This is a genomic window from Stenotrophomonas sp. PAMC25021, assembly GCF_004795795.1.
Classification (GTDB): Bacteria; Pseudomonadota; Gammaproteobacteria; order Xanthomonadales; family Xanthomonadaceae; genus Stenotrophomonas; species Stenotrophomonas muris.
In genome coordinates, this window is the sequence record NZ_CP039255.1 from 1,872,861 (window position 1) to 1,898,646 (window position 25,786).

At 67.9% G+C, this 25,786-nt stretch carries 21 protein-coding genes; 11 read left to right on the forward strand and 10 right to left on the reverse strand.

Features of this window, described 5'->3' with window-relative positions:
* Nucleotides 1–5: 5 nt before the first annotated feature.
* From E5790_RS08835 to E5790_RS08855, 5 genes are read right to left on the reverse strand one after another with little or no spacing between them, the layout of a single operon-like run.
* Nucleotides 6–989: a MoxR family ATPase gene (locus E5790_RS08835; protein WP_049404208.1), complete on the reverse strand. Its 984-nt coding sequence runs from the start codon at nt 987–989 to the stop codon at nt 6–8.
* Nucleotides 990–1,005: 16 nt separating this feature from the next.
* A complete protein-coding gene (locus E5790_RS08840) occupies nt 1,006–1,713 on the reverse strand; it encodes a DUF4159 domain-containing protein (protein WP_032957605.1) in 708 nt (235 codons plus the stop codon).
* The gene (locus E5790_RS08845) at nt 1,713–3,047 is read right to left on the reverse strand and encodes a TldD/PmbA family protein (RefSeq protein WP_014645476.1); all 1,335 of its coding nucleotides are present in this window, start codon (nt 3,045–3,047) and stop codon (nt 1,713–1,715) included. Before E5790_RS08845 ends, E5790_RS08840 begins: the two co-directional genes overlap by 1 nt.
* A 21-nt stretch (nt 3,048–3,068) precedes the next feature.
* Nucleotides 3,069–4,703: a TldD/PmbA family protein gene (locus E5790_RS08850; RefSeq protein ID WP_014645477.1), complete on the reverse strand. Its 1,635-nt coding sequence runs from the start codon at nt 4,701–4,703 to the stop codon at nt 3,069–3,071.
* 30 nt (nt 4,704–4,733) lie between these two features.
* Nucleotides 4,734–6,365, reverse strand: a complete 1,632-nt coding sequence (locus E5790_RS08855; protein ID WP_168708233.1) for a TldD/PmbA family protein — start codon at nt 6,363–6,365, stop codon at nt 4,734–4,736.
* A gap of 762 nt (nt 6,366–7,127) precedes the next feature.
* Here E5790_RS08855 and E5790_RS08860 point away from each other — a divergent pair.
* Nucleotides 7,128–7,742 carry a DUF938 domain-containing protein gene (locus E5790_RS08860; protein ID WP_111205516.1) on the forward strand — a complete coding sequence of 205 codons (615 nt, stop codon included), beginning with the start codon at nt 7,128–7,130 and terminating at the stop codon, nt 7,740–7,742.
* A gap of 73 nt (nt 7,743–7,815) precedes the next feature.
* On the opposite strand, the gene E5790_RS08865 is transcribed toward E5790_RS08860, so the two are convergent.
* On the reverse strand, nt 7,816–11,502 hold the full coding sequence (locus tag E5790_RS08865) for an indolepyruvate ferredoxin oxidoreductase family protein (RefSeq protein ID WP_046427751.1): 3,687 nt from the start codon (nt 11,500–11,502) through the stop codon (nt 7,816–7,818).
* Nucleotides 11,503–11,671: 169 nt separating this feature from the next.
* Here E5790_RS08865 and E5790_RS08870 point away from each other — a divergent pair, with 169 nt between their 5' ends.
* On the forward strand, nt 11,672–12,307 hold the full coding sequence (locus E5790_RS08870; RefSeq protein ID WP_046427754.1) for a tetratricopeptide repeat protein: 636 nt from the start codon (nt 11,672–11,674) through the stop codon (nt 12,305–12,307).
* A gap of 385 nt (nt 12,308–12,692) precedes the next feature.
* Here E5790_RS08870 and E5790_RS08875 read toward each other — a convergent pair whose 3' ends face one another.
* Complete coding sequence (locus tag E5790_RS08875) at nt 12,693–14,177, reverse strand: AAA family ATPase (protein ID WP_014645482.1); 1,485 nt, start codon at nt 14,175–14,177, stop codon at nt 12,693–12,695.
* A 123-nt stretch (nt 14,178–14,300) separates the two neighbouring features.
* Here E5790_RS08875 and E5790_RS08880 point away from each other — a divergent pair, with 123 nt between their 5' ends.
* From E5790_RS08880 to E5790_RS08920, 9 genes are all read left to right on the forward strand, one after another.
* The gene (locus tag E5790_RS08880) at nt 14,301–14,930 is read left to right on the forward strand and encodes a ParA family protein (protein WP_005420986.1); all 630 of its coding nucleotides are present in this window, start codon (nt 14,301–14,303) and stop codon (nt 14,928–14,930) included.
* A gap of 49 nt (nt 14,931–14,979) precedes the next feature.
* Entirely contained in the window at nt 14,980–15,456 is a 477-nt protein-coding gene (locus E5790_RS08885; RefSeq protein ID WP_014035499.1) for a histidine phosphatase family protein, read from the forward strand.
* Between the two features lie 4 nt (nt 15,457–15,460).
* Nucleotides 15,461–16,078 carry a YceI family protein gene (locus E5790_RS08890; protein ID WP_014645483.1) on the forward strand — a complete coding sequence of 206 codons (618 nt, stop codon included), beginning with the start codon at nt 15,461–15,463 and terminating at the stop codon, nt 16,076–16,078.
* Complete coding sequence (locus E5790_RS08895) at nt 16,075–18,132, forward strand: phospholipase D family protein (RefSeq protein ID WP_075075903.1); 2,058 nt, start codon at nt 16,075–16,077, stop codon at nt 18,130–18,132. The genes E5790_RS08890 and E5790_RS08895 overlap by 4 nt, the downstream gene beginning before the upstream one ends.
* Nucleotides 18,133–18,142: 10 nt before the next feature.
* On the forward strand, nt 18,143–18,577 hold the full coding sequence (locus tag E5790_RS08900) for a hotdog fold thioesterase (protein WP_014035502.1): 435 nt from the start codon (nt 18,143–18,145) through the stop codon (nt 18,575–18,577).
* A 118-nt stretch (nt 18,578–18,695) separates the two neighbouring features.
* Nucleotides 18,696–19,487, forward strand: coding sequence for a lysophospholipid acyltransferase family protein (locus E5790_RS08905; protein ID WP_049441701.1), 792 nt, complete (start codon nt 18,696–18,698; stop codon nt 19,485–19,487).
* Nucleotides 19,488–19,539: 52 nt separating this feature from the next.
* Entirely contained in the window at nt 19,540–20,529 is a 990-nt protein-coding gene (locus E5790_RS08910) for an alpha/beta fold hydrolase (RefSeq protein ID WP_210730435.1), read from the forward strand.
* 56 nt (nt 20,530–20,585) lie between these two features.
* Nucleotides 20,586–22,655: a tetratricopeptide repeat protein gene (locus E5790_RS08915; RefSeq protein WP_053495707.1), complete on the forward strand. Its 2,070-nt coding sequence runs from the start codon at nt 20,586–20,588 to the stop codon at nt 22,653–22,655.
* Between the two features lie 10 nt (nt 22,656–22,665).
* A complete protein-coding gene (locus tag E5790_RS08920) occupies nt 22,666–23,277 on the forward strand; it encodes a YbhB/YbcL family Raf kinase inhibitor-like protein (protein WP_032961630.1) in 612 nt (203 codons plus the stop codon).
* 101 nt (nt 23,278–23,378) lie between these two features.
* On the opposite strand, the gene E5790_RS08925 is transcribed toward E5790_RS08920, so the two are convergent.
* From E5790_RS08925 to E5790_RS08935, 3 genes are all read right to left on the reverse strand, one after another.
* Entirely contained in the window at nt 23,379–23,912 is a 534-nt protein-coding gene (locus E5790_RS08925; protein WP_046427768.1) for an NADPH-dependent FMN reductase, read from the reverse strand.
* Between the two features lie 79 nt (nt 23,913–23,991).
* On the reverse strand, nt 23,992–24,819 hold the full coding sequence (locus E5790_RS08930; RefSeq protein ID WP_049420290.1) for an META and DUF4377 domain-containing protein: 828 nt from the start codon (nt 24,817–24,819) through the stop codon (nt 23,992–23,994).
* A gap of 73 nt (nt 24,820–24,892) precedes the next feature.
* Entirely contained in the window at nt 24,893–25,687 is a 795-nt protein-coding gene (locus tag E5790_RS08935; RefSeq protein WP_014645490.1) for an undecaprenyl-diphosphate phosphatase, read from the reverse strand.
* Nucleotides 25,688–25,786 lie beyond the last annotated feature (99 nt).

Genomic DNA, 25,786 nt, shown 5'->3' on the forward strand with positions numbered 1-25,786 from the left:
GTGGCTCAACCCGGGAACGGGACAGCCTGCAGCAGGGCGGCGACCACGTCGTCGGCACGCTTCTGCTCGGCCTCGGCGGCGAACGACAGCAGCAGGCGATGGCGCATCACCGGCGCGGCCAGCGCCTGCACATCCTCGCGGGTGGCGGCAAAGCGGCCCTGCAGCAATGCGCGCGCTTTTGCCGCCAGCACCAGCGACTGCCCGGCGCGCGGACCCGCGCCCCACTTCACCCACTGGTTGATCGCGGCGGGTGCGCCTTCGCCTGGGCGGCTGGCGCGCACCAGGCGGGTGATCCAGGCCAGCACATCCGGGCTGACATGCACCTGGCGTACGGCGGCCTGCAGCGCGATCACCGCCTCTGCATCCATCACCTTCGGCACCGCGTCGTTGGCGCCGCCGGTGGTCTGTTCCAGGATCTGCCGCTCCTCGTCCTCGCTGGGGTAATCCACCAGCACGTGCAGCAGGAAGCGGTCCAGCTGCGCTTCCGGCAGCGGGTAAGTACCCGCCTGCTCGATCGGGTTCTGTGTGGCCAGCACGAAGAACGGCGCCGGCAGTGCGTAGGTGGTGCCGGCGTAGCTGACCGTGCGTTCCTGCATCGCTTCCAGCAGTGCGGCCTGGGTCTTGGGCGGGGTGCGGTTGAGTTCGTCTGCCAACAGCAGGTGGGTGAAGATCGGACCCTGCTGGAAACGGAAATGGCGATGGCCGGTGCCGTGGTCTTCCTCCAGCAGTTCGGTGCCGAGGATGTCGCTGGGCATCAGGTCGGGGGTGAACTGCACGCGCCGGAACTGCAGTTCCAGCGCCTGCCCGAGCGAGCGCACCAGCAAGGTCTTGCCGAGCCCGGGCGCGCCTTCCAGCAGGCAGTGGCCGCCGGCCAGCAGGCCGATCAGCAGCTGCTCGACCACGGTGTGCTGGCCCACCACGGCGCGTGCAAGCGCGGCGCGCAGCGCATCCAGGCGTGGCAACAGGGAATCGAGGTCGGGGGAAGTCATGGGCGTGCCGGTCCTATCAATTGTTCAACGCGTACATCACGATGTTGACGCCGAAGCGGGTGTTGTCTTCGGCCAGGAAACGCTTGTTGCGCCAGTCGTAGTCCCACTCGCAGCCGTAGTCCTTGTTGCTGTAGAGCAGCCCCAGGCGGCCATCGATCTCGATGCCCTTCAGGTAGTCGTGCACCAGGTCGTCGCCCCAGCCGTTGAGTTCGAAGCTGGTGGCCGGCGGGCCATCGGGGAAACGGAAGAAGCTGCGGTACAGCGGGTGGCTGTTGGGCAGCTTCTGCAGTGCCCTGGGACCAAACAGGCGGCCCATCTGTGCCTCGAACGAGGTGGCGAACAGCCCATCGATATCGTGGTTGCAGTCGTCGACGAAGACGAAGCCACCATTGCGCACATAGCGCACGAAGTTCTGCCGCTCGGCGGCATTGAACTCCACCAGCGTGTGGCCGGCCAGGTAGCAGAACGGCGCTTCCAGCATGCGCGGGTCGGCCAGTGCCACCACGTGCTCCTGCGGGTCCACGCGCAGCGAGGTGTAGTCGATCAGCGAGGTGATCAGGTTGGACGGCATGCGCGCGTCCACGTCCCAGTCACCGGAGTCGTACTGCAGGCGGGTGAACCAGAAGTCGTAGCGCGAACTGCGCGGGCCTGCCTGTGCCCAGGCCGGCAGCGCCGCCGCCGAAGCGGCAGCGGCCAACCAGCGCAGGCAGGCCCGGCGATCCATCAGACGGCGTCGGACAGCGAGGTGAAGGTGAAATCGCGCAGCTTCATCGGCGGGATCATCATCACGTAGCTGGACTCATCACCGGCCACACGCACCGGCTTGCCCAGCTCTTCGATGTTGTTGAGCATGATCACCGGCGACTCGTTGAAGCGGAAGTTCTTCACCGGGTGCTTGATCTGGCCGTTCTCGATGTAGAAGGTGCCGTCGCGGGTGAGGCCGGTCAGCAGCACCGTCTGCGGATCGACCATGCGGATGTACCAGGTACGCGTGACCAGGATGCCCTTCTGGGTGCCACGCACCAGCTCGGCGGTGCTTTTGTCGCCACCGCTCATCAGCAGGTTGCCCGGCGAGGCCTTGGCGGTCTTGCCCTGCTTCTGCGCCCAGAAGCGCGAGTAGTCCAGGTTGGCGATCTTGCCGTTCTCGATGATGGCCATGCGCTCGCGCGGCAGGCCTTCGTTGTCCCACGGCAGCACCGGTGCGTCCGGATGCCACGGATCGGCGATCATGGTCACGCGCGGGTCGTAGACCTGCTCGCCCAGCTTGTTGCCACCACCCTTCTTCGACAGGAAGCTGCGGCCTTCATCGGCCGAGCGCGCACTGAAGAAGTTCATCATGAAGCTGATCAGGCCTGCCGCTGCGGCCGGCTCCAGGATCACCGTGTACTTGCCCGGTTCCAGCGCCTTGGCTTCGGCCGACTCGGTGGCCTTGCGCATGGCGATGCGGATGTCCTGGTCGGCCTTGAAGTCGGCCGCATCCTTCAGGTTGCGGCCGACCCAGCCCGAGCCGCGGCCATCTTCAGTGCGCACGGTGCAGGTGTAATCGAAGTTGGTGGTGCGCTGGTAGGCGAAGTTGCCGTTGCTGTTGGCGGTGGCCTGGAAGCCCTGGCCGTCCTCGAGGAAGCCGGCGGCGATCAGGCCGTGACCACGGCACGGGGCGATCGAATCGGCGGCGACCTTGGCACGGAACGCCGGATCGATGGCAGCAGTGGATTCGCTGAAGGTGGGGCTGGCGCGGTAGCTCTGCTTGCCGATGGCCGGCATGAACTCCGGGTTCTCCGGGGCCAGGCGGGCCAGGTCTTCGGCACGGCGCACCACGCGTTCCAGCGCGGCATCGTCGAACTCGTTGATCGAGGCGGTGCCGACGCGCTTGCCGAAGGCGACGGTGACTGCCAGTTCGGTGTTGTCGACGATGCCACTGGTGGAGACATTGTTCAGCGCGAAGCGGATGTTGCCGCTGATCGCGCCGGCCAGCACGGCGGTGCACTCGTCGGCCTTGGACAGGGCGATGACCTTGTCGAGGATGGCCTTGGCCTGGGCTTCGGTGAAGATACTCATGGTGTAAGGGCTCCTGACCGGTCAGCCGAGGCTGCGTGCGGTGTTGATGACGTTGATGCCGTTGAAGCGCGCGGTGGACGAGCCGTGCGAGACTGCCGAGACCTGTCCCGGCTGGCCCTTGCCGTCGAAGAACGAACCGCCCAGGCGGTAGTCGCGTTCGTCGGCCACGGCGGTGCAGGCGTTCCAGAACTCCGGCGTGCGGATCTGGTAAGCCACGTCTTCCAGCATGCGGGTGATCTGACCGTTCTTGATCTCGTAGAACAGCTGGCCGCCGAACTGCGCGTTGTAGCGCTGCTGGTCGATCGAGAACGAGCCATCACCGATGATGTAGATGCCGTTCTCCACGTCCTTGATCAGGTCCGGCACGCTCAGCGGCGTCTTGCCCGGTGCCATCGACACGTTGGCCATGCGCTGGAACTGTACGCTGGACCACGAGTCGGCATAGCAGCAGCCGTCGGACTCGGTCTTGCCGAGGATGTGGGCCTGGTCGCGGATGGTCTGGTAGTCCACCAGCTTGCCGTTGCTGATCAGGTCCCAGCGCTTGCACTTCACGCCTTCATCGTCGTATGCCACCGCGCCGAGGCTGCCGGGCTGGGTCTTGTCGGCGAAGATGTTGACCAGCTCGCTGCCGTACTGGAAATGCTGTTCGCGCTTGTCCAGGGTGGCGAAGCTGGTGCCGGCGTAGTTGGCTTCGTAGCCGAGCACGCGGTCCAGTTCCAGCGGGTGGCCGATCGACTCGTGGATGGTCAGCCAGGTATGCGACGGATCGAGCACCAGATCGTACTTGCCCGGCTTCACCGACGGGGCCTTCAGCTTTTCCTGCGCCTGCCGGGCGGCGGCGATGGCGTCTTCCTTCATGTCGTAGGAAGAACTGTAGTTGACCACGCCATTCGGGCTGACCACCTTGCCGGCGGCGGCGCCGTCCAGGTACTCGTAGCCCAGGCCCATCGGCGAGGACAGGCCCGAACGGGTGCGGAACTTGCCGCTGCTCTTGTCGATGGCGGTGACCGTCATCGGCGCCCAGATGCGGTGCACGTCCTGGTCGATATAGGAACCATCGGTGGAAGCAAAGTACTTCTGCTCGTTGACCAGGAACAGCATCGAGTTGACGAAGCTGGCACCAGCGCCCATTGCGGCAGCGTTGACGTCCAGCAGCAGGCCGACCTTGTCCTTGATCGGCACCTCCATCGCATTCTTGCGGATCGGCGTGCGCCAGCTCACCTCACCCACGCCCGGCGCCTTGGCCAGCTGCACCGGTGCGGTCTGCACGCCGGCATTGGCCTTGGCGATGGCCGCCGCCTGCTGCGCGGCCCTGGCCACGTCGGCGGTACCCAGTGCGTTGGTGGCGGCAAAGCCCCAGGCGCCGTTGACGATCACGCGGATGCCCACGCCGGTGGACTCGGTGTTCACCACGTTCTGCACCTTGTCCTCGCGGGTGATCACGAACTGCCGCAGGTAGCGGCCGATGCGCACGTCGCAGTAGGTGGCACCGGCGCTGCGCGCCGCCTGCAGCGCCGCGTCGGCCAGGCGCTTCTTCAATGCCGGGTCGAGGCTGGACTGCAGCTGCTCGGCGGCGATCACCTTGCCGAAGAAGGAGGGCACGATCAGCCCGCCCGCGGTAAGCCCGGTCAGGGCCAGGAAGTCACGTCTTTGCAAGGCTGCTCTCCATGTCGAAGGATGGGTGGCTCAAGCGCCGAGACTGCGCGCGGTGTTGATGATGTTGATGCCGTTGAAGCGGGTGGTGGACGAACCGTGCGAGACCGCCGAGACCTGGCCGGGCTGGCCCTTGCCGTCGAAGAACGAACCGCCCAGGCGGAAATCGCGTTCATCGCAGATGGCCGTGCAGGCATTCCAGAATTCCGGCGTGCGGATCTGGTAGGCCGCATCCTCGATCATGCCGGCGATCTTTCCGTCCTTGATCTGGTAGTACAGCTGGCCACCGAACTGCGCGTTGTAGCGCTGCTGGTCGATCGAGTACGACCCCCGGCCGTGGATGTAGATACCGTTCTCCACGTCCTTGATCATGTCCTCGACGCCGAGCGGCTGCTTGCCCGGCGCCAGCGAGACATTGGCCATGCGCTGGAACTGCACGCTGGACCAGGAATCGGCGTAGCTGCAGCCATGCGATGCATCGCGGCCGAGGATATGGGCTTCATCGCGGGTGGCCTGGTAATCGACCAGGATGCCGTCGCGCACCAGGTCCCAGCGCTGGGTCTTGACGCCCTCGTCGTCGTAGCCGACCGCACCGAGGCTGCCCGGCTGGGTCTTGTCGGCGAAGAAGGTGACGATGTCGCTGCCCCAGCGGAAACCCGCATCGCGCTTGTCCAGCGTGGCGAAGCTGGTGCCGGCGTAGTTGGCTTCGTAGCCGAGCACGCGGTCCAGCTCCAGCGGGTGGCCGACGTTTTCGTGGATGGTCAGGAACAGGTTGGACGGGTCCAGCACCAGGTCGTACTTGCCGGGCTTCACCGACGGCGCCTTCAGTTTCTCGCGCGCGTGGAGGGCGGCCGCAATGGCGTCCTCGACCGGGTCGTAGGAATCGCGGTAAGCGGTGATGCCACCGGGCAGGTGCACCTTGCCGCGCGCATCGCCATCGAGGAACTCATAGCCCATGCCCATCGGCGAGGACAGGCCGGCGCGGGTGCGGAACCTGCCGCTGGCCTTGTCGATGGCGGTGGCGGTGAACGGCAGCCAGATGCGATGGATGTCCTGGTCGATGAACGAGCCATCGCTGGAGGCGAAGTACTTCTGTTCGTTGACCAGGAACAGGGTGGAATTGATGTAGTCGGCGCCCGCATCCAGCGCGGCGGCATTGAGGGCCAGCAGCAGTTCGACCTTGTCCTGGATCGGCACCGCCATCGCGTTCCTGCGGACGGGGGTCTGCCAGCGCACCTCCCCGACCGGCGGCGTCGGCGCCAGCTGCACCGGCCGGGTCTGGATGCTGGCGTTGGCGCGGGCGATCGCGGCCGCCTGCTCGACCGCAGCGCGTACGGCGGCCTCGGTCTGCTGGTGGGTGGCAGCGAAGCCCCAGGCCCCGTTGACGATCACCCGCACGCCCACGCCGGACGATTCGCGGTTGGTCACGTTGCCGACCTGATGCTCGCGGGTGATGACCGACTGGTTGAGGTAGCGGCCGATGCGCACATCGCAGTAGCTGGCCTTGGCCGTGCGTGCGGTGGCCAGCGCCACGTCCGCCAGGCGCCTGCGCTGGAGGGTGTCGACCGGGGCGAGCAGTTGCTCGGCGGCGATGGCACGGGAATGCGGCAGCAGCAGGCCCGCCAGGCCCAGACCGGAAAAAGCCAGGAACTCACGTCGTTGCACAGCGTTTCTCTCTCTCGCTTGCGTGCGGCCGGCAACGGGCCGAGCCGATCACGTCAACCACTCGACTTTCGCCAGCGCGGGGCATCCGGGCAAGTGACTGCAGTCATGGTTGGGGGTGTTTCGGCAGGGCTTGCAGCCCTGCACCTGCTCAGAGCCGGAGCAACAGCCACAGCAACAGCGGGCTTGCTGAGGGATGGCGGCGCGGTGTGGGTGGGCAGGACACGCCGTTAACCCCCCTCCGGGGTCCGGCCCAGCCGCTGGCGGCTGTGCGTTCGGGCGCTTGCGAAGCAGTGCTTCGCAAGCAAAGCGCCCTCACCCATGGGGGCTCGATGGCGCCATCCATGGCGCCAACGGTCCTGCCCACCCACACCGCCCCGCCTCTGACAGATTCCGTGCGCTGCTGGTAGGTGTCGACCTTGGTCGACACATCTGTCAGATATCGAATGAAATTCGGGGTCAGATCCGTTTTCCTGCGGAAAACGGATCTGACCCCAAGATGTTTCCGACAGATCGCGGCCAACTGTCGAAGGCGGGGTGGGTCCGGTGGCAGGGGCGTGAGCGCCATGGATGGCGCGACCGAGCCTCCATGGACGGATTTACGGCGTCCCCTGCCACTCCACCCCGCCATCCCTCAGGAAGCCCGCTGTTGCTGTTGCTTTGGCTGTTGCCGTTGCTGTGGCTTGAAGCAGGTGCAGGGCGCAGCCCTGCTCGGAACACCCCCCTCGTGCACAATGGGGCCGACCCCGCCCGGACACCGTCCTGATGTCGAGCAAGCCGCATTCAGAAGCCTGCGAGCGCAACCGCGAACCGATCGCCGCCGCACTCGACCCGTGGATGGGCGACCGCCATCGGGTGCTGGAAATCGGCAGCGGCACCGGCCAGCACGCGGCCTTCTTCGCCGAGCGTTGGCCCTGGCTGCGCTGGCAGCCCAGCGACCATCCGGACCATCTGCCCGGCATCGAGGCCTGGCGCGCGGAAGCGGCGCTGCTGAACCTGCTGCCGGCGGTGGCGCTGCAGGTGGAACTGCCACCGGCGCCTGGGCTCAGCCTGCCACAGAGCAGCACGTTCGACGCCGCGTTCAGCGCCAACACGCTGCACATCATGAGTTGGGCGCACGTGCAGGCGTTGTTCGCCGCGCTGCCATCGGTGCTGCGTCGCGGCGCGCTGCTGGCCGCGTACGGCCCGTTCAACTACGGCGGCCGCTACAGCAGCGACAGCAACGCGCAGTTCGATGCCTGGCTGAAGGCGCGCGACCCGCGCAGCGGCATCCGCGATAGCGAAGCGGTGCAGGCGCTGGCCGCCGACCACGGATTCACCCGCCTGGGGGATGTAGCGATGCCGGCCAACAACCGCCTGCTGCTGTGGCGGTTGGGGTAAACCATCGGTAGTGCCGGCCGCTGGCCGGCAACCGATTGCCGGGATGAATGCTGGCCAGCGGCCGGCACTCCCTTCAGGCCACCTGCACGATATGCAGCGCCTTCGGATTGCGCCACTGCGCCAGCAGGGCCGCTTCGCGCGCCTTGGCCTGCTCGAAATGCGCTTCCTTGACGTGGCCGAAGCCGCGGATGTGCTCGGGGATGCTGGCAATCTCCACCGCCAGGGCCAGGCGGTCGTCATCCAGGCCGTCCAGCAATACCTGCACGGTGGCCTCGTAATCGCCGATCAGCTTGCGCTCCATGCGGCGTTCCGCGGTGCGCCCGAATACGTCGAAGCGGCCGCCACGCAGGAACTTCAGCCTGGCCAGCAGGCCGAAGGCCTTGAACATCCACGGGCCGTATTCCTTCTTCAGCAACCGGCCCTGCTCATCCTTCCTGGCGAACAGCGGCGGCGCCAGGTGGAAGCGCAGCTGGTAATCGCCCTCGAACTGCTGCTGCAGGCGGCGCTGGAAGTCGCCACTGGTGTACAGGCGGGCCACTTCGTACTCGTCCTTGTAGGCCATCAGCTTGAACAGGTAGCGGGCCACGGTCTCGGTCAGCGCAGTGGAGCCGCCGATGCGCTCGGCTTCGGCGGTGCGCACGCGCTCGACCAGGCGGCGGTAGCGGTTGGCGTAGGCAGTGTCCTGGTACTCGACCAGGAACGCGGCGCGGCGCTCGATCATTTCATCCAGCGAGCGCGACAGGCGGGCGTCATCCAGCGGCAGGAACGCCACGTCGCCACCGTGCGAGGGCAGGCCGCGCAGTTCGCGTTCGTCGCCGGTGTTGCGCGGTGCCGCAGTGGCACCCCATTCATTGCCCTCCCACTCGCCTGGCGGCAGCGGATGCAGCGGGCCCGGGGTGGATTCGGCATCGGTGTGGCGGTTGCGCACCAGGCCGGCGGCCTGCTGCACGGCCTGCGGATCGACCACGGCCAGGCGGCCCCACGCAAAGGCCTGCTGGTTCATCGCCACGGCGGCGCCATTGAGCTCGATGGCGCGCATCAGTGAGTCGAACGACAGCGGCACCAGGCCCTGCTGCCAGGCGTAGCCGAGGATGAACAGGTTGGCGGCGATGGCATCGCCCAGCAGCGCGGTGGCCAGCTGGGTGGCATCGAGCAGCAGTGGTTCCTGGCCGCCCAGTGCCACGCGCACGCCGGCGATGATGTCGGCGGCGGGGAACTGCATGTCCGGACGGGTGGTGAACGTGCCCGGCATCGCTTCGTAGGTGTTCAGCACCACCTGCGAACGGCCGGCGCGCACCTTCGACAGCGCCCAGTAATCGTTGACCACCACCATGTCGCAGCCCAGCACCAGGTCGGCTTCACCGGCGGCGATACGCACGGCGTGGATGTCTTCAGGGCGACGGGCAATGCGGATATGCGTGGTCACCGCGCCGCCCTTCTGCGCCAGGCCGGTCTGGTCGAGCACGGTCGCACCCTTGCCTTCCAGGTGGCCTGCCATGCCCAGCAGCGCGCCAATGGTCACCACGCCGGTACCGCCGACGCCGGTGATCAGGATGTTCCAGGGCTGTTCCAGGCTGTCGCGAAGGGTCGGTGCCGGCAGGTTGTCCAGCAGCGTGGACGCATCGCGCTTGCTGCCCTTGCGCGGCTGGCCACCGTGCACGGTGACGAAGCTCGGGCAGAAGCCGTTCACGCAGGAATAGTCTTTGTTGCAGTTGGACTGGTCGATCTCGCGCTTGCGCCCGAACTCGGTTTCCTTCGGCAGCACCGACACGCAGAAGCTCTTCTTGCCGCAGTCGCCGCAGCCTTCGCAGACCAGCGAATTGATCAGCACCCGCTTCTGCGGGTCTTCCAGCTTGCCGCGCTTGCGGCGGCGGCGCTTCTCGGTGGCGCAGGTCTGTTCGTAGATCAGGATCGAAACACCCTTCACTTCGCGCAGGCGCTTCTGCACTTCGTCCAGCTCGCTGCGGTCATGGAACTCGACGTCGCTGGGGAAGTGCTCGCGCTGGCCGGTCCACTTGCCGATGTTGTCCGACAGCACCACGATGGTGTGGATGCCCTCGGCACGCATCTGTTTTGCAATGTCCGGCACGCTCAGCGGGCCGTCCACCGGCTGGCCGCCGGTCATCGCCACCGCATCGTTGTAGAGAATCTTGTAGGTGATGTTGACGCCGGCGGCGACCGCCTGGCGGATCGCCAGCGAACCGCTGTGGAAGTAGGTGCCGTCGCCGAGGTTCTGGAACACGTGCGGGGTATCGGTGAATGGCGCCTGCCCGGCCCAGGTCACGCCTTCGCCGCCCATGTGGGTGAAGGTATCGGTGCTGCGGTCCATCCAGGTCACCATGTAATGGCAACCGATGCCGGCCAGCGCACGCGAGCCTTCCGGGACGTTGGTGGACGTGTTGTGCGGACAGCCGGAGCAGTAGTGCGGTACGCGCGGAAAACTGGCGCGCGGCAACGCAAGTTCGGCTTCCTTCTCCTGCATCCACTGCAGGCGCTGCTCGATCGATGCGTTGTTGAAGAACTTCTGGATGCGGCGACCGATCACGCCGGCGATGGTGGCCGGGGTCAGTTCACCGGTGGACGGCAGGATCCACTCACCGCTCTCGTCGTACTTGCCGACGATGGACGGGCGCTGGCCCCAGCTGGCCGGCCAGTTGAAGAACTGTTCCTTCATCTGGCGCTCGATGAAGGCACGCTTCTCTTCCACTACGATGATGTCTTCCAGGCCCTGCGCGAAGCGCGCGATGCCCTGCGGCTCCAGCGGCCAGGTCATGCCGACCTTGTACACGCGGATGCCGATGTCGGCGCAGGCGGCTTCGTCCAGGCCCAGGTATTCCAGCGCCTGCAGCACATCCAAATAGCTCTTGCCGGTGGTGACGATGCCCAGCCGCGCGCGCGGCGCGTCCATCACCACCTTGTCGATGCCGTTGGCGCGGGCGAACGCCTGTGCGGCCTTCACCGCATAGCGGTGCAGGCGCATTTCCTGGTCCAGCGGCGGGTCCGGCCAGCGGATGTTGAGGCCGCCCGTAGGCATTTCGAAGTCTTCCGGCAGCACGATGCGGCGCGCCATCGGGTCGACCTCGACCGAGGCCGACGATTCCACCGTCTCGGCGATCGTCTTGAAGCCGACCCAGCGGCCGGTATAGCGGCTCATCGCCCAGCCCAGCAGGCCCATGTCCAGGATGTCCTGCACGCCGGCCGGATTCAGCACCGGCATCATCGCGCTGACGAACTCGTCCTCGCTGCCATGCGGCAGGGTTGAACTGCGGCAGGCGTGATCATCGGCGGCCAGCGCCAGCACGCCGCCATGGCGCGAGGTGCCGGCGGCATTGGCGTGCTTGAACACGTCGCCGCAGCGGTCCACGCCTGGGCCCTTGCCGTACCACATGCCGAACACGCCCTGCACGTTGGCGCCGGGGAACAGGTTGGTCTGCTGGGTGCCCCACACCATGGTGGCGCCCAGGTCCTCGTTCAGGCCGGGGGTGAACTTCACCTTGGCCGCGTCCAGGTGCTTGCGCGCGCGCCACAGCTCCAGGTCAAAGCCGCCCAGCGGGCTGCCACGGTAGCCACTGACGAAACCGGCGCTGTCGATGCCTTCGTGCGCGTCGCGCAGCCGCTGCATCAACGGCAGTTTCACCAGCGCCTGCACGCCACTCAGGTAGATCCGCCCCTCGTTGCGGGTGTACTTGTGGTCGAGCGTGTAGTCACGGTCGATCAGGTCGGCGGAAGAGGGCGAAGTGAGTTGCGCGGTACTGGTCATGGCTGGCCCGGTCAGGATCGGCTGGCACCGGCCGCGTGCAGGCACGCGGCGGGAAAGGCGCGAATTGTAGCAGCGAGGCCCGACCGCCCCGGCACTCGCGCCGGCGGCCATGCTGGGGTTAGGATCGGGGAGAGAGAGGGAGGCTGCGGTTGCGGCCTGGGGAGAAGGGATGTCAGTTGCAGCAAAGATCCTGGGCAGCATGTTGCTGGTCTCGGGAACGGCCCCCGTGTGGGCCGCGCCGGCGGTGCCGGCACCACAGGAGTTCTACTTCGACAGCGATGCGGCCGCCGTGCCCATGATCGTGGTCCAGTCCGACGGGGATGCGCTGGTGGCGCAGCTGCTCAAACAGCGCGAGCGCGGCCGGCGTACCGTGGAGGCCACCGTGCAGCTGGCGTCGGTGGCCATTGCGCAGGGCCGCACCGAGCTGGGTGAACAGCTGTATCGCGAAGCACTGAAGGATGCGCCGGTGCAGGGCAGCCTGGGCCGTAGCGTGCGCTGGAATTACGGCTGGGACCTGCTGCGTCAGGGCCAGCCCGAAGCCGCCCTGGAGCAATGGCAGGCCGCTGCCGGTGGTTCGCTGAGCAAGCCGGGCTGGCTGCCACCCACCTATGCGCTGGCGCTGTGGCGGGCCGGGCAGAAGCAGGAGGCGGTGCAGTGGTATGCCGCAGCGGTGCGTACCGAGCCGACGCAATGGAGCGACAGCAGCCGCTTTGCGCAGTTGTTGCCGTTGTGGCGTGACGACGAGCGCGCCTCGCTGGCGGAAGTGCAGCAGGCCTGGGCGGCCGCGCCGCCGGCCTGGCCCTGAGGGAGGGGGGGGGCGGGTTGCACCCGGCACCCGCAGAGGCAACGGCTGGAGCAACTGCAGCAGCCGAAGCAACAGGGGGCTTCCTGCGGGATGGCGGGGCACTGTGGGTTTGCGGGGCCGCCGTAAACCCATCCATGGGGGCTTGGTCGCCGCATCCATGCGGCTCACACCCCGCAAACCCACAGTGCCCCGCCTTCGACAGGTTCCGGCGGCTGTTGGTAGGTGTCGACCTTGGTCGACACGGTCGATCCACGCCATGCGTGGATGAGATCTGCCAGGGATAGAAATCGAACTGGGGTCAGATCCGTTTTCCAGAGGAAAACGGATCTGACCCCCATGCCCTCAAGAGCAGCCAGCCAAGCGCTTTTGCTTTTGCGCTTCCACTTCAATCGTCCGCGGAAACCGTCCGCCCCGACGCCCATGCCCGCAATGCCTCTACCTGCTCGGCCATCAGCACCGACAGCGGCCGCGTCGCACGGATCTCGTTCATCAGCAGCTCGGTATCCAACGGCCGGCCTTCGGCGTGCGCCGCATACAGCCCGGCCACGATCGCCTGCTCGATCTCGGCGCCGGAGAAGCCATTGGCCGCGGCCGCCAGCGCCGGCAGCGCGAAGTCGTCGCCGTTGAGCTGGCGTCGCCCCAGGTGCAGCCGCAGCAGCTCCACACGCACCTCAGGCGTGGGCAGGTCGACGAAGAAGATCTCGTCAAAGCGGCCCTTGCGCAGCAGTTCGGCCGGCAACTCGTGTACCTGGTTGGCGGTGGCGACGATGAAGACCGGCGCCTTGCGTTCGGCCATCCAGGTCAGCAGGTAGCCGAGCACGCGGCGCGATACGCCACCGTCCTCGCCACCGCTGGCCAGGCCCTTCTCGATCTCGTCCATCCACAACACGCAGGGCGCCAGCTGCTCGGCCGAGGCCAGCGCCTGGCGCAGGTTGGCCTCGGTCTCGCCGTGGTACTTGTTGTACAGCGCGCCCACGTCCAGGCGCAGCAGCGGTACGCCGAAGCCGGCGGCGGTGGCCTTGGCCAGCATCGATTTGCCGCAGCCCTGCACGCCCAGCAGCAACATGCCGCGCGGCGGATCCAGGCCGGCCGGTGCCGAGCCGGCGATGAAGGCCACCCGGCGCTGGCTGATCCAGCGCTTGAGCCGGTTGGCACCGGCCACGTCGCCGAAGCGCGCGCTGTCATGCTCGAAGAACAGGTGGCCGCTGCGGTTGAGCAGCTCGAACTTCAGCCGTGCCAGCTGCGGCAGGTCGTCGTCGCGCAGCGCGCCATCGGCGTAGATCAGCTGGCGGGCGATGCGGCGGGCATCGACCAGGCTCAGGCCCTGCAGGTTCTTCAGGATCTTCTTCACCGCCTCGCTGTCGACCTCGACACGGCGGCCGCCGTGTTCGCGCGCATAGGCGTCGGCCTCCTCGCGCAGCATCTTCAGCAGGGCGTTGGCATCGGGCAGGCGCGGGTTGAAGCGCACCGCCAGGGCCTCCAGCTCGGCCGGCAGCTCGACCTTGGCGCCGATCAGCACCAGCACATGCGGCTCGCTATGGCGGCGCTGGATCAGGTCGCGCAGCGCGCGCTGATGGCTGGCATACCCCAGGTAGGGGTGGAAATCGAGCAGCAGGTAGACACCCCGCTGATCGGCCTGGCGGATCATCTGCAGGGCGGCGCTGGCATCGGGCGGGCCGACCGGCGGGTCCTCGCGGTCCAGGTCGATGCGACGCAGGCCCTCGGTGATGGACCAGCGGTGCAGGGCCCGCCACACGTGCATCAGCGTCTGCCGGAACAGCTCGACGATGCGGGCCTCATCCTGGGTCTCGATCACGATCAGGGGGGTATTGGCGCGGATCAGTGCGCTCAGGTCCTGCAGTTCGCTCATGCCGGTTCGATCCTTCGGGGGCGCCACGATAGCAAAGGCGATGGCCACTGGTTCAGCACGGTGCTACCTCCCGTCACCACCGCCGGTGTACGCTCGGGGCACGTACCCGGAAGCGAGGCTGGCATGAAGACGATCCTGGTGGCCGGTTCCAAGGGCGGGGTGGGCAAGACCACCGTCGCCACCCACCTGGCCGCGTACGCGGCATTGCAGGGCAAGGCCACGGTGATCGCCGATGCCGACCCGCAGGGCTCCAGCACCCGCTGGGCACAACGGCGTGCAGGGCTGGAAAGCGCGGTGCTCCCCATCGATGTGTATCGGAAGAAGCAGTGGGCGCAGAAGCTGCCTGACGGTACCGATACCGTCATCATCGATGCACCGGCCGGTGCGCTGGCCGACGATATCCCCCATTTCCTGGACGCGGCCGACGCCGTGGTGGTGCCGGTGCTGCCCTCGGCGCTGGATATCGAAGCCATCGTCGGCTTCCTCAACAGCCTGGCCCAGAACCCGCGCGTGCACAGCCGCAAGCTGCCGGTGGGGCTGGTCCTCAACCGCACCAAACCCTGGACCCAGACTTCGCAGCAGGCGCTGCAGATGCTGGCCGAATGGCCATACCCGGTGGTCGCGCAGCTGCGTGACAGCCAGAGCTACGTGGTCATGACCGGCCTGGGCCGCAGCCTGTTCGACTATCGCTCCGCCCAGGTGCGCGAACACCAGGCCGACTGGGAGCCGCTGCTGTCCTGGCTCAAGCTTTGATGCCTGCCTCACTTCTCCTGCTGCATCCTCTTCTCCATGGAAACCCGCGATGCGTGAACTGATCCTGCTGCGCCATGCCCATGCCGAACCCGCCGTTTCCGGCCAGGCCGACCTCGACCGGCCGCTGTCGCCGGTGGGGCTCGCCGAGGCCGAAGCCGCCGGCAAGTGGTTGAAGGAAAACAACCTGCTGCCCGACTGCGTGCTGTGCTCGCCGTCGCGACGTACCCGCGAGACCCTGGAAGCGGTGATGACGGCCATCGGCTATGTCGAAAAGCGCCTGGAAGACCGGATCTACGAAGCCACCCCGGGCACCCTGGCGGCGCTGGTGGACGAGCGTCGTGACCTGGACCGGGTGCTGATCGTCGGCCACAACCCGGGCCTGGAGCAGCTGGTGGCCCTGATGACCGACGGCACCAGCAGTGACTATCGCGGCATGCCGCCGGGCGGCGTGGCCGTGCTTGGCTTCCCGCGCGAGGCCTCGATCGAACCCGGCGTGGCCAGCCTGAACGCGTTCTGGTGGCCGTGATCCGATGAGCCTGGCGCGGCGCAGCCGCTTCCTGCTGCCCGCGTTGCTGGCGCTCGGCCCGGCCTGGGCCGCGGCGCCCCCACCGACCCCGTTGCCGCCCGTGTCCGCCGAGGCGCCACGGGTATTGCGCCTGGATACCCAGCGCTCGCGGATCGGCTTCGAGGTGCGCACCCGATTCGGCCAGCGCATCGAAGGCGTGTTCCCGCACTTCGAGGGGCGTATCGAGATCCTGTCCGACGGCCGTCACCAGGTGCACCTGAAGATGTTCACCCGCTCGGTGGAGATCCCCGGCAAGGCGCGCTATACCGGCTGGATGCGCGGCGAGGAGTTCTTCGATGCCGGGCGCCATCCGGTGGTCGAGTTCGACTCGCTGCCCTACTGGCCGGAGACCGTGGAGCAGGGCGGCGCCATCAACGGCCGGCTGACCCTGCGCGGCATCAGCCACCCCGAGTCATTGCAGGTCGAGAAGGCGGAGTGCGCCCGACCCGGCTATGATTGCGACGTCGTCAGCCGCGGTACCGTGCAGCGAGGCCGGTACGGAATGGACAGCTGGCAGCTAGCCTTGAGTGACCGAGTGACCTTCGTATTGCGTGCGCGCCTGAGCGAGGCGCCGAAACCGTGAACCTCCTGCTGCGCGTCCTGGCGCTGGCAACCGTGTTGCTGGGCAGCGGTTGTGCATCGCTCTCGCATGCCGAGCGTGACCGTGCCGAAGCGATTGCCGTGCAGGCGCGCTCGACCGACGTCGACTGCCAGCGCGCCGACCGCTGCGCGCAGGACTCGCCGTTGCGTGCGCTGGCGGGCCGGGCGTTCACCGAATCCACCCCGGAACAGCCACGCCACTACGCCACCCTGCTCGACGAGGGCGAGGGCGCCCTGGTCGCGCGCCTGAACCTGCTGCGCAGCGCCACCCGCAGCATCGACCTGCAGACCTACATCTTCGACAAGGACGACAGTGCCCGGCTGGTCATCGACGAGCTGCTGGCCGCGTCGCGGCGCGGGGTGAAGGTGCGGGTGCTGATCGACCAGCTCTCGGCGATCTCCGACCTGCAGATCCTCGGCGCCCTGTCCGGCGCGCACCAGAACTTCCAGCTGCGGGTCTACAACCCGACCTTCGGCAAGGCCCGGCTGAACTACTTCGACTATGCCGGCAGCGTGCTGTGCTGCTTCCGCCGCTTCAACCAGCGCATGCACAACAAGCTGCTGGTGATCGACGATGCGATCGGCGTGGTCGGCGGCCGCAACTACCAGGACGACTATTACGACTGGGACCGCGAGTACAACTTCCGCGACCGCGACGTGCTGATCGCCGGCCCGGAGGCGCGGGCGATGGCGGCCAACTTCGATGCCTTCTGGCGCGCCAGGCGCAGCGTGCCGGCCGAGCGCCTGAACGATGTCGGCCGCACCCTGCTGCGCGAGGGCGTGCCGACCCTGCCGCCGGCCAGCTTCCGCCGCCCCGAGCGGGTGGAGCGGGTCAGTGCCGAAGCCAATGACATGGACTTCGTCAGCCGTTCCTTCGTCGATACCGCGTTGCCGGTGGCCTCGGTGCGCTATGTCGCCGACCTGCCGCGCAAGCACCGGCGCGAGAAGGCCGATGCGCCGCTGGCCGGACAGCACGTGACCGAGCCGCAGCTGGATGCGCTGATCGCCGGCGCGCAGAAGGAAGTGATCCTGCAGACGCCGTACCTGGTGCTGTCCAAACCGGCGCAGAAGCTGTTCCGCGAGCTGCGCAAGCGACCGCAGCCGCCGCGCGTGGTGGTGTCCAGCAACAGCCTCGCGGCGACCGACAACCCGATCGTCTATGCGCTGTCGTACAAGTACAAGCGGCGCAACATGCGCGAACTGGGCTTCAACATCTTCGAATACAAGCCGTTCCCGCTGGATGCACCGGTCGATTACCGCAACCTGCTGCCCGACCCGATCGCCGCGCCGGAAGGCGACGACGACGGCGGGCGCAACCCGCTGATCGGCGGCAGTGCTGCCGGCAGCAATGCCGGCGACCGTCGCGATCGCGATGAGCACCCGGCACCCGCCGGCAAGCAGGGGGCGGTGAACCATCCGCGCACCGGCAGTGCCTACCAGAACGCGCGCGAGCGCCGCCGTGCGGCCGGCAGCGAGGTCGAGACCCGCCTGCTGCGCACCGAGACCCGGCCCTCGTTCCTGGGCAGCAAGGCGGTCAACAAGCCGTTGCCGGTCACCCGCAAGGGCGCGCGCATGGGCCTGCATGCCAAGTCGCTGGTGGTCGATCGCCGCATCGGCGTGGTCGGTACCCACAACTTCGACCCGCGCAGCGAGAACTACAACACCGAAGGCGCGGTGATCATCGATGACCCGGCCTTCGCCGAGCAGCTGGCCGAGAGCATCCTGCGCGACACCCACCCGCAGAACTCGTGGACGGTGGCGCCGCGGGCCAAGCCGCCGGTGCTGTCCGGGCTCAACTACAGCGTCGGCAAGGCCTCCGAAGCACTGCCGATCCTCGACTTCTGGCCGTGGCGCTATGCCACCGACTACGAGTTCAAGCCCGGCCCGGACTGCCCGCAGCCGTTGCCCCGGCAGGACCCGGGCTTCCACCGCTGCTATGTCGCCGTGGGTGATTTCCCCGAGGTCAATGTCGGCCCGAAGTGGCTGCTGGTACGCATGCTGACCGCATTCGGCGCCGGCCTCGTTCCCATCCTCTGAAGGTGCCCGCATGACCCAGGTGTTCCGCGAAGCCGTTTCCCTCGAGCAGCTCAATACGCTCAGCCGCAACACCGCGATCGCGTCGCTGGGCATCGTCTTCAGCGCGGCCGGTGACGACTGGCTGCAGGCCACCATGCCGGTGGACGAGCGCACCCGCCAGCCCTACGGCATCCTGCATGGCGGCGCGTCGGTGGTGCTGGCCGAGACCCTGGGCAGCAGCGCCGGCAACCTGTGCGTGGATACGGCCAAGCAGATCTGCGTGGGCCTGGAAATCAACGCCAACCACGTGCGTGCGGTGCGTTCGGGCACGGTCACCGGCACCGCCCGCGCGCTGCACGTGGGCCGCAGCACCCAGCTGTGGGAGATCCGCATCGAGGACGAGCAGGGCCGGCTGGTGTGCATCTCGCGGCTGACCCTGGCGGTGGTGGCGGCCGGCCACGGCTGAGCCCCGGACGGGCGGTGACGGCAGCGGAACCCAGCGTTCCCTGCCGATTGCCCCGGTCGATGGGTGTTATGGCCTAAATCGGCTGGCAGCGATGACGGCCCTCCGGTATCGTGCGCGGATGACTTCCCCCACTCCGGCCCCCCGCGGCGGCGTGGCGCGTGTGTGCCGTTACCTGTACCGCGTACCGCTGCTGTTGGTCCACATCGTCGTGTTCCTGCCGCTCATCCTGATCGGCATGCTTCGGCCGTGGGGCGAACTGCGCGTGGGCGAGGCGACCCTGGGGGCCAAAGTGGTCAACTGGTGGCAGGGCGGGCTGATGTGGATCTTCGGCTTCCGCCTGGTGCAGATCGGCAGGCCGCTGCCCGGCGCCGTGCTGTTCGTCGCCAACCACGTCAGCTGGGTCGACATCTGCATCCTGCACAGCCAGCGCATGATGGGCTTCGTCGCCAAGCGCGAGATCGCCAGCTGGCCGCTGGTCGGGTGGCTGGCCGCGCGCGGGCAGACCATCTTCCACCAGCGCGGCAACACCGAATCGCTCGGTGGCGTGATGCAGGTGATGGCCGATCGCCTGCGCGAAGGCAAGGCAGTGGGCGTGTTCCCGGAAGGGCGTACCCGCGGTGGCCACGAAGTGGGCCCGTTCCATGCCCGCATCTTCCAGGCGGCGGTTGAGACCGGCGTGCCGGTGCAGCCGGTGGCTCTGGTGTATGGGCTCAAGGGCGACGCGCAGACCATTGTCGCGTTCGGCCCCGGCGAGAGTTTCTTCGCCAATTTCCTGCGCCTGCTCGGTGAGCCGGCGCGGCGTGCGGAAGTGCATTTCCTGGCACCGATCGGTGCGCAGGACCTGGAAGGCCGTCGGCGCATCGCGGAGACGTCGCGCGCGCGCATCGTGGCGGCCATGAGCACGCAGTGAGGGTGCGGTGGCCCTGATCCCGCCACCCGTCCTGGACGCCGGCACGCCGACGCTGCACGCGGCTGACTACCAGCCACCGCGCTGGCTGCGCAATCCGCACCTGCAGTCGATGCTCAGCTCCAGCCGCATGCGCCTGCAGCGCGGCCTGCTGCTGCTGGCCGCGACCGGCGCGATCAGCGAAGAACTGATCCTCGACGGCGGCGACGGCGTGCGCCTGCAGGGCTGGCACAGCCATGTCGAAGGCCGCGAACCCAAGGGCATGGCCCTGCTGCTGCATGGCTGGGAAGGCAGTGCCGAATCCAGCTACATGCGCATGGCGGCCGCGCGCATGCTCGAACAGGGCTTCGTCGTGGTGCGGCTGAATTTCCGCGACCACGGCAATACCCATCACCTCAACCCCGGCATCTTCCACTCCAACCTGATCGACGAAGTGGTGCATGCCGCAGGCGATATCGCCCAGCGCTGGCCGCAGCTGCCGCTGGTGGCCGCCGGCTACTCGCTGGGCGGCAACTTCGTGCTGCGCCTGGCCCTGCGTGCGCCGGCGGCCGGCGTGCCGCTGCTGCGCGTCGCCTCGGTATGCCCGGTGCTGGACCCGGCGCTGACCATGGAGAGCATCGAGAACGGCCCGGCAATGTACGACTGGTACTTCCGCCGCAAGTGGGCCGGTTCGTTGCGGCGCAAGCGCGACCTGTTCCCCGAACTGAGCGACTGCGACGACCGCGTGCTGAAGCTGGACATCCGCGCGTTGACCGCCTGGCTGGTCGAGCGCCACACCAGTTTCGGCTCGTTGCAGGCCTATTTCGACGGCTACTCGATTGCCGGCGATCGCCTGTCCTCGCTGCAGGTGCCGGCCGACATCCTGATGGCACAGGACGACCCGGTGATCCCGTACGCGACCTTCAGCGACTGGCAGCTGCCGCGCCAGGCGCACCTGGAAACCGCCTGCTGGGGCGGCCACTGTGGCTTCCTGGAAAACTGGCGCGGTGACGGCTTCTCCGAGCGCTGGGTGGCGCAGCGCCTGCAGCGCGTGCTGCAAGGCTGAACCGGCACGGGCGCGCAGGCCGCTACAATGCGGGTTTGCCCTTGAACCGGACCGCCATGCAAGACCAGATCATCCAAGCGTTGCGCCAGAACGAGGCCGACCAGGCCGTGCAGCTGGCCCAGGCGTGGACCCGTGATGAACCCGGCCAGGCCGAGGCCCACCGCTGGCTGGCGCTTGCGCTGCAGCAGCAGGGCAAGGCCGAGGACGCGATGGAGGCCCTGCAGCAGGCGCTGCAGCTGGCCCCGGACAATGCCCAGCTGCACCTGCAGCACGCCGGCCTGCTGCTGGCCCTGCGCCAGTTCGACGGCGCTGGCGAAGCACTGACGCGCACCACCGGGCTGGACCCGAACGCCTTCGCTGCCTACCTGATGCAGGCCCACCTGGCGATCGGCCGCAACGATTTCGATGAAGCGCAGCGCCTGTCCACCCTGGCCTCGCGTGTCGAACCGGACCACCCGGAACTGCTGACCATCGACGGCATGATCGCGCTGCGCCGCGATGATGCCGATCGCGCGCTGACGCTGCTGTCGGCCGCCAACCAGGCCCAGCCCAACGACATTCGCGTGCTCTACGCACTGGGCTTCGCCTACCTGGGCAAGAACATGCTGGCCTTCGCCGAGCAGGCGTTCCGCCGCGTGCTGGAACTGAACCCGACCATCGCCTCGCTGCATGGCCTGGTGGTGCAGCTGGCCATGCGCCAGGGCAACCTGGACGCTGCCGCCGAAGCGATGCAGATCGCGCTGCAGCAGCAGGGCCTGGATACGCCATCGATGCGCCGCCTGGCCGGCGAACTGGCACTGCGCGGCGGCCAGCCGCTGCAGGCGCTGGAGCACCTGCTGCCGTTGCTGGAATCGCTGCCTGACGACCGCGACGTACTGCAGTTGCTGCTGATGTCCTGGCAGCGCCTGGGCCGCGAAGACGAGGCCCGCGCACGCCTGGATGCCGCCCTGGAGCAGCACCCGCAGCTGCACGACCTGTGGCTGGCACGCCTGGCGGTGGAAGAGGTCGGCAGTGCCACCGCCGCCGCCACGGTCGAGCGCTGGATGGACGCGATGCCGGGCCACCTGCCGGCGCTGGAAGCGCGCCTGCGCCTGCACGACATGGTGGGCGAACACGCCCAGGCCGAAGCGATCGCCGAGCGCATCGTCAACCTCGAACCGGGCCGCGTCAGCGGCGAAACCCGCCTGGTCGAAGGCCTGCTGCAGCGCGATCCGGCCGCCGCGGTCGCCCGCGTGCAGGCGCTGATCGACATGGCACCGGAAGGCCACCGCGCCGACCTGCGCACCTGGCTGGGTGAGATCCAGGATCGCGCCGGGCAGCACGAAGACGCGCTGCAGACCTGGCTGGCACTGCAGGCCGACCAGGCACCGCAGCGCCTGCCGCTGCCGCCGCAGGCCAAGGCGCCGCCGAGCTGGCCGGACAAGGGCGAGATCGACGGTGATGCCACTTCCGCGCCGATCTTCCTGTGGGGCGCGCCGGGTTCGGGCGTGGAGCGCGTGGCGACCGGCCTGGCCGCCGCCAGCCCGGTGCTGCGCAGCGACCGCTATACCTCCAACGCACCCGACGACGCGTTCCAGAACTACCACACGCTGCAGGACCTTGCCTCGGGCGTGCTGACCCCGGAGCGGCTGGTGCAGCGCTGGCGCGAACAGCTGCCGTCGCGCGGCGTGCAGGACGACGCGATCATCGACTGGCTGCTGTGGTGGGACAACGCGCTGCTGTGGGCGCTGCGCCCGCAGCTGCCGCAGGGCCGCCTGCTGGTGGTGCTGCGCGATCCGCGCGACATGCTGCTGGACTGGGTGGCCTACGGTGCCGCCGCACCTCTGGCAATGACCTCGCTGGCCGAAGCCAGCGAATGGCTGGCGCGCGCGCTGGCCCAGGTCGCCGCCCTGCACGAGGACGATCTGTACCCGCAGGTGCTGCTGCGCATCGACCAGATCGGCAACGATCCGCAGGCGATGGCCGAACTGCTGGGCCGCCTGTTCGAGCGGCCGATGCCGCCAGCCGCGCAACTGGGTGCGCCGCGCTTCCCGCCGGGCCACTGGCGCAACTACCGCGACGTGATGAGCGCCGCCTTCGCCAAGCTCACCCCGATCGCGGTGCGCCTGGGTTATCCGGAAGAGTGAGGACACGCCGATGCAACTGAGCAGCCACAGCCTGACCAACGGTGCACCGATCGACCGCGAATTCGCCGCCGGCGATGCCGCGGGCTTCGCACCGGACCGCAATCCGCACCTGGCCTGGAGCGATGTGCCGGAGGGCACCCGTTCGTTCCTGCTGGTGTGTGTCGATCCGGACGTGCCGACCGTGCCGGAGACGGTCGGCCGCACCGACATGAGCGTGCCGCGCGACCAGCCGCGCTGTGATTTCGTGCATTGGGTAATGGCCGACATTCCGGCCTCGGTGCGCGAGATCGCCGCAGGCAGCTGCAGCGACGGCTTCGTGGTGAAGGGCAAGTCCAAACCGGCCGGCCCGGCCGGCAGCCGCCAGGGCCTGAACGACTTCACCGGCTGGTTCGCAGGCAATCCGGACATGGCCGGTGACTACCTGGGCTATGACGGCCCGTACCCGCCGTTCAACGACGAACGCCTGCACCACTACTTCTTCCGCGTGTTCGCGCTGGACGTGGCATCGCTGCAGCTGCCGGCACGCTTCACCGCCGCCGACGCCTACCGCGCCATGCACGGCCACGTGCTCGCCGAAGCGGCACTGCACGGCACCTACACCTTGAACCCGGCGCTGGGCTGAGAGCCCTTGTAGGGCCGGGGCATGCCCGGCTTTGCTTTCTGCAGAGTCGAGCCATGCTCGACTTTGCCTTGTAGAGCCGAGCCCATGCTCGGCTGCTTCTGCTACGCAATGGACCTGCAGTAAACAGCAAACCCTGCCAGGAACGCATCCGCTTCGGCGCGATGCACTTCCGACTGAAGCACCTCGAAGATCTCCTCCGGTTCCAGGCCCAGCACCGGTACACGCAGGAACAGCGTTGTACTGAACGCGGCACTGACCGTGGACAGCACCGCGCGAAGTGCCTGCAGCATGTCCTCGCCACGATGGGACGCATGCACTAACGCAATGGGCCGACCGACGATCTGGTCGCCGGATACGAGCCAGTCGATCGCATTCTTCAATCCGCCGGGAATGCCACGCACGTATTCAGGGCTGCACACCAGCACACCGTCGCTGCGGGCGATGGCCGCCTTGAAGCGCGTCACGCTGCAGGGTTCATCGGTGCCTTCCAGATCGGGGGAGAACACCGGAAGTTCGCCGACCCCGGCGTAGACCTCGATCTCCATGCCGGGCGGCGCGATGGTTTTCAGGGCCACCAGCAGAGCGGTGTTGGTCGACTGCCGGCGCGCGCTGCCGGATATGGCGAGAATCTTCATCGTGGCAAGGCTGGCACGTGGGGCTGCGTCGACGCTACAGAACGTAGAAGGGCGACCTCGTGGCCGCCCTTCTGTTTATTTACTTCTTCTCGATGGCCGACTCGACCACCATGTCCAGCACGTACGCCTGCGACGGCGCATCGGCCGGCGGGTTCTTCACTTCGTAGCGCTTCACGCGCACCACGTTGCGCACGCCGTCTTCGTGGGTGTAGCCCTCGATGGTGCCGTAGAAGTTCTCGAACTTGCCCGGCTCACCCTGCTTCAGGCCCTTGTCGTCGAACTTCACTTCGCGCACCTGCAGGCACTGGTAGTCCGGGATCAGCGGGTGCGAGCACTTCTGCGTCTTGGCGGCCACTTCCAGGAACACGGTTTCGCCGGCGCCGCCGTAGCGGGTTTCAGCGGTCGGCTCCGGGTTGAACACCAGCACGTCGCCCTTGGCGTTGGTCAGCGTCAGCTTGCCATCGGCATCCTGCTCGGCCTTCAGCTCGCCCTGCAGGCGGCTCGACACGGCTTCGTCCAGCGCCATCAGCGCCTTGTCGGTGCAGGCCATCATGGTCGAGGCCATCGCGCTGACCGTCAGCTTGCCGTCGGCCAGGGTGTAGCCGCCGCCCATGCGGTTGCAGGTGTTGCTGACCGACAGGCGGCCATCTGCGAAGTCCAGGGTGACCGGCTTGTCTTCGCGGGCGAACAGCGCGTCGATGCGCTTGCCGTCGGCGCCGGTGGCCTGCTGCAGCAGCCAGTGCTGGCTCTGCAGGCGCTGCGCATCCAGGTGCGCCAGCGTCTGCTGGTCTGCTGCCTTGGCCGCGGCCGGGGCCACGTCGTCGCCGCCGGTGCCGGCCGGGGCCGGGGTCTGGCTGCAGGCGGCCATCAGGGCCAGCGGGAGGAGCAGGGTGAGCTTGCGGTTCATGGTGATTCTCCTTGGGGAACCGTGGGGGAAACGGGGTGGGGCCGGCAACGGGGTTACCGTACCCCGGCGCTGTTCAGCTGCCGGAGGGCAACCACAGCAGCAGCGCCGCGCCCAGTGCGATGCGGTAGATCGCGAAGGCGGTGAACCTGTGCGACTTGATGTAGCCCATCAGCCACTTCACTACGACGAAGCCGGTGATGGCCGCGGCAAGGAAGGCCACGCCCACGTCGGCCCAGTCCTCGCTGCCCAGCTGCCCGGCCTTGGCCATTTCCAGGAAGGTGTAGGCGCTGGCGGCGAACATGGTGGGAATGCCGACCAGGAACACGAACTCGGCGGCGGCGGCGCGGCGGCTCAGGCCCAGCAGCATGGCCAGGAAGATCGCCGAGGCCGAGCGCGAGGTGCCGGGGAACACGCCGGCCACGACCTGTGCCAGGCCCACGCCGATCGCCACCGTCCAGGTCACCTGGTCGCGGTCGGGCAGGCGCGCGGTGTAGGCCTCCACCAGCAGCATCCAGACACCACCGATGATCAATGCCCAGGCCACCGGGCTGACCGTCTCCGGCAGCGACCAGCCGGCCTTGCGCACCACCAGGCCGACCACGGCGGTGACCAGGAAGGCGGCGCCCAGCTTGAACACGTACTCACGGTTCTCGCGCTGGTTGAAGCCGGTGGCCAGCTGCAGCAGGCGCTGGCGGAACACCAGCACCACGGCCACGATCGCGCCGGCCTGGATGACGATGTTGAAGAAGTCCGAGCGGGCACCCAGCCAGTGCTGGGCGATGAGCAGGTGGCCGGTGCTGGAGATCGGCAGGAATTCGGTCAAGCCTTCGAGGATGCCCAGCAGCAGGGCGGAGAGCAGGTCGGACATGGACGGTGCGTGACGCGCGGCGGAAGGAAGAAGGTCGAGAGGATAGACGATCCCTGCCGCACCAAACGGGTGCGTCTGGTGGCGGGTGCACCCGTTTGG

What these genes read in the sequence shown, in the direction of transcription:
- E5790_RS08880 (WP_005420986.1), top strand. Translation starts at nt 14,301, where the DNA reads ATGAAGACGATCCTGGTGGCCGGTTCCAAGGGCGGGGTGGGCAAGACC.
- E5790_RS08905 (WP_049441701.1), top strand. Translation starts at nt 18,696, where the DNA reads ATGACTTCCCCCACTCCGGCCCCCCGCGGCGGCGTGGCGCGTGTGTGC.
- E5790_RS08930 (WP_049420290.1), bottom strand. Translation starts at nt 24,819, where the DNA reads ATGAACCGCAAGCTCACCCTGCTCCTCCCGCTGGCCCTGATGGCCGCC.
- E5790_RS08885 (WP_014035499.1), top strand. Translation starts at nt 14,980, where the DNA reads ATGCGTGAACTGATCCTGCTGCGCCATGCCCATGCCGAACCCGCCGTT.
- E5790_RS08865 (WP_046427751.1), bottom strand. Translation starts at nt 11,502, where the DNA reads ATGACCAGTACCGCGCAACTCACTTCGCCCTCTTCCGCCGACCTGATC.
- E5790_RS08845 (WP_014645476.1), bottom strand. Translation starts at nt 3,047, where the DNA reads ATGAGTATCTTCACCGAAGCCCAGGCCAAGGCCATCCTCGACAAGGTC.
- E5790_RS08920 (WP_032961630.1), top strand. Translation starts at nt 22,666, where the DNA reads ATGCAACTGAGCAGCCACAGCCTGACCAACGGTGCACCGATCGACCGC.
- E5790_RS08935 (WP_014645490.1), bottom strand. Translation starts at nt 25,687, where the DNA reads ATGTCCGACCTGCTCTCCGCCCTGCTGCTGGGCATCCTCGAAGGCTTG.
- E5790_RS08915 (WP_053495707.1), top strand. Translation starts at nt 20,586, where the DNA reads ATGCAAGACCAGATCATCCAAGCGTTGCGCCAGAACGAGGCCGACCAG.
- E5790_RS08835 (WP_049404208.1), bottom strand. Translation starts at nt 989, where the DNA reads ATGACTTCCCCCGACCTCGATTCCCTGTTGCCACGCCTGGATGCGCTG.
- E5790_RS08860 (WP_111205516.1), top strand. Translation starts at nt 7,128, where the DNA reads ATGTCGAGCAAGCCGCATTCAGAAGCCTGCGAGCGCAACCGCGAACCG.
- E5790_RS08900 (WP_014035502.1), top strand. Translation starts at nt 18,143, where the DNA reads ATGACCCAGGTGTTCCGCGAAGCCGTTTCCCTCGAGCAGCTCAATACG.
- E5790_RS08925 (WP_046427768.1), bottom strand. Translation starts at nt 23,912, where the DNA reads ATGAAGATTCTCGCCATATCCGGCAGCGCGCGCCGGCAGTCGACCAAC.
- E5790_RS08875 (WP_014645482.1), bottom strand. Translation starts at nt 14,177, where the DNA reads ATGAGCGAACTGCAGGACCTGAGCGCACTGATCCGCGCCAATACCCCC.
- E5790_RS08890 (WP_014645483.1), top strand. Translation starts at nt 15,461, where the DNA reads ATGAGCCTGGCGCGGCGCAGCCGCTTCCTGCTGCCCGCGTTGCTGGCG.
- E5790_RS08870 (WP_046427754.1), top strand. Translation starts at nt 11,672, where the DNA reads ATGTCAGTTGCAGCAAAGATCCTGGGCAGCATGTTGCTGGTCTCGGGA.
- E5790_RS08840 (WP_032957605.1), bottom strand. Translation starts at nt 1,713, where the DNA reads ATGGATCGCCGGGCCTGCCTGCGCTGGTTGGCCGCTGCCGCTTCGGCG.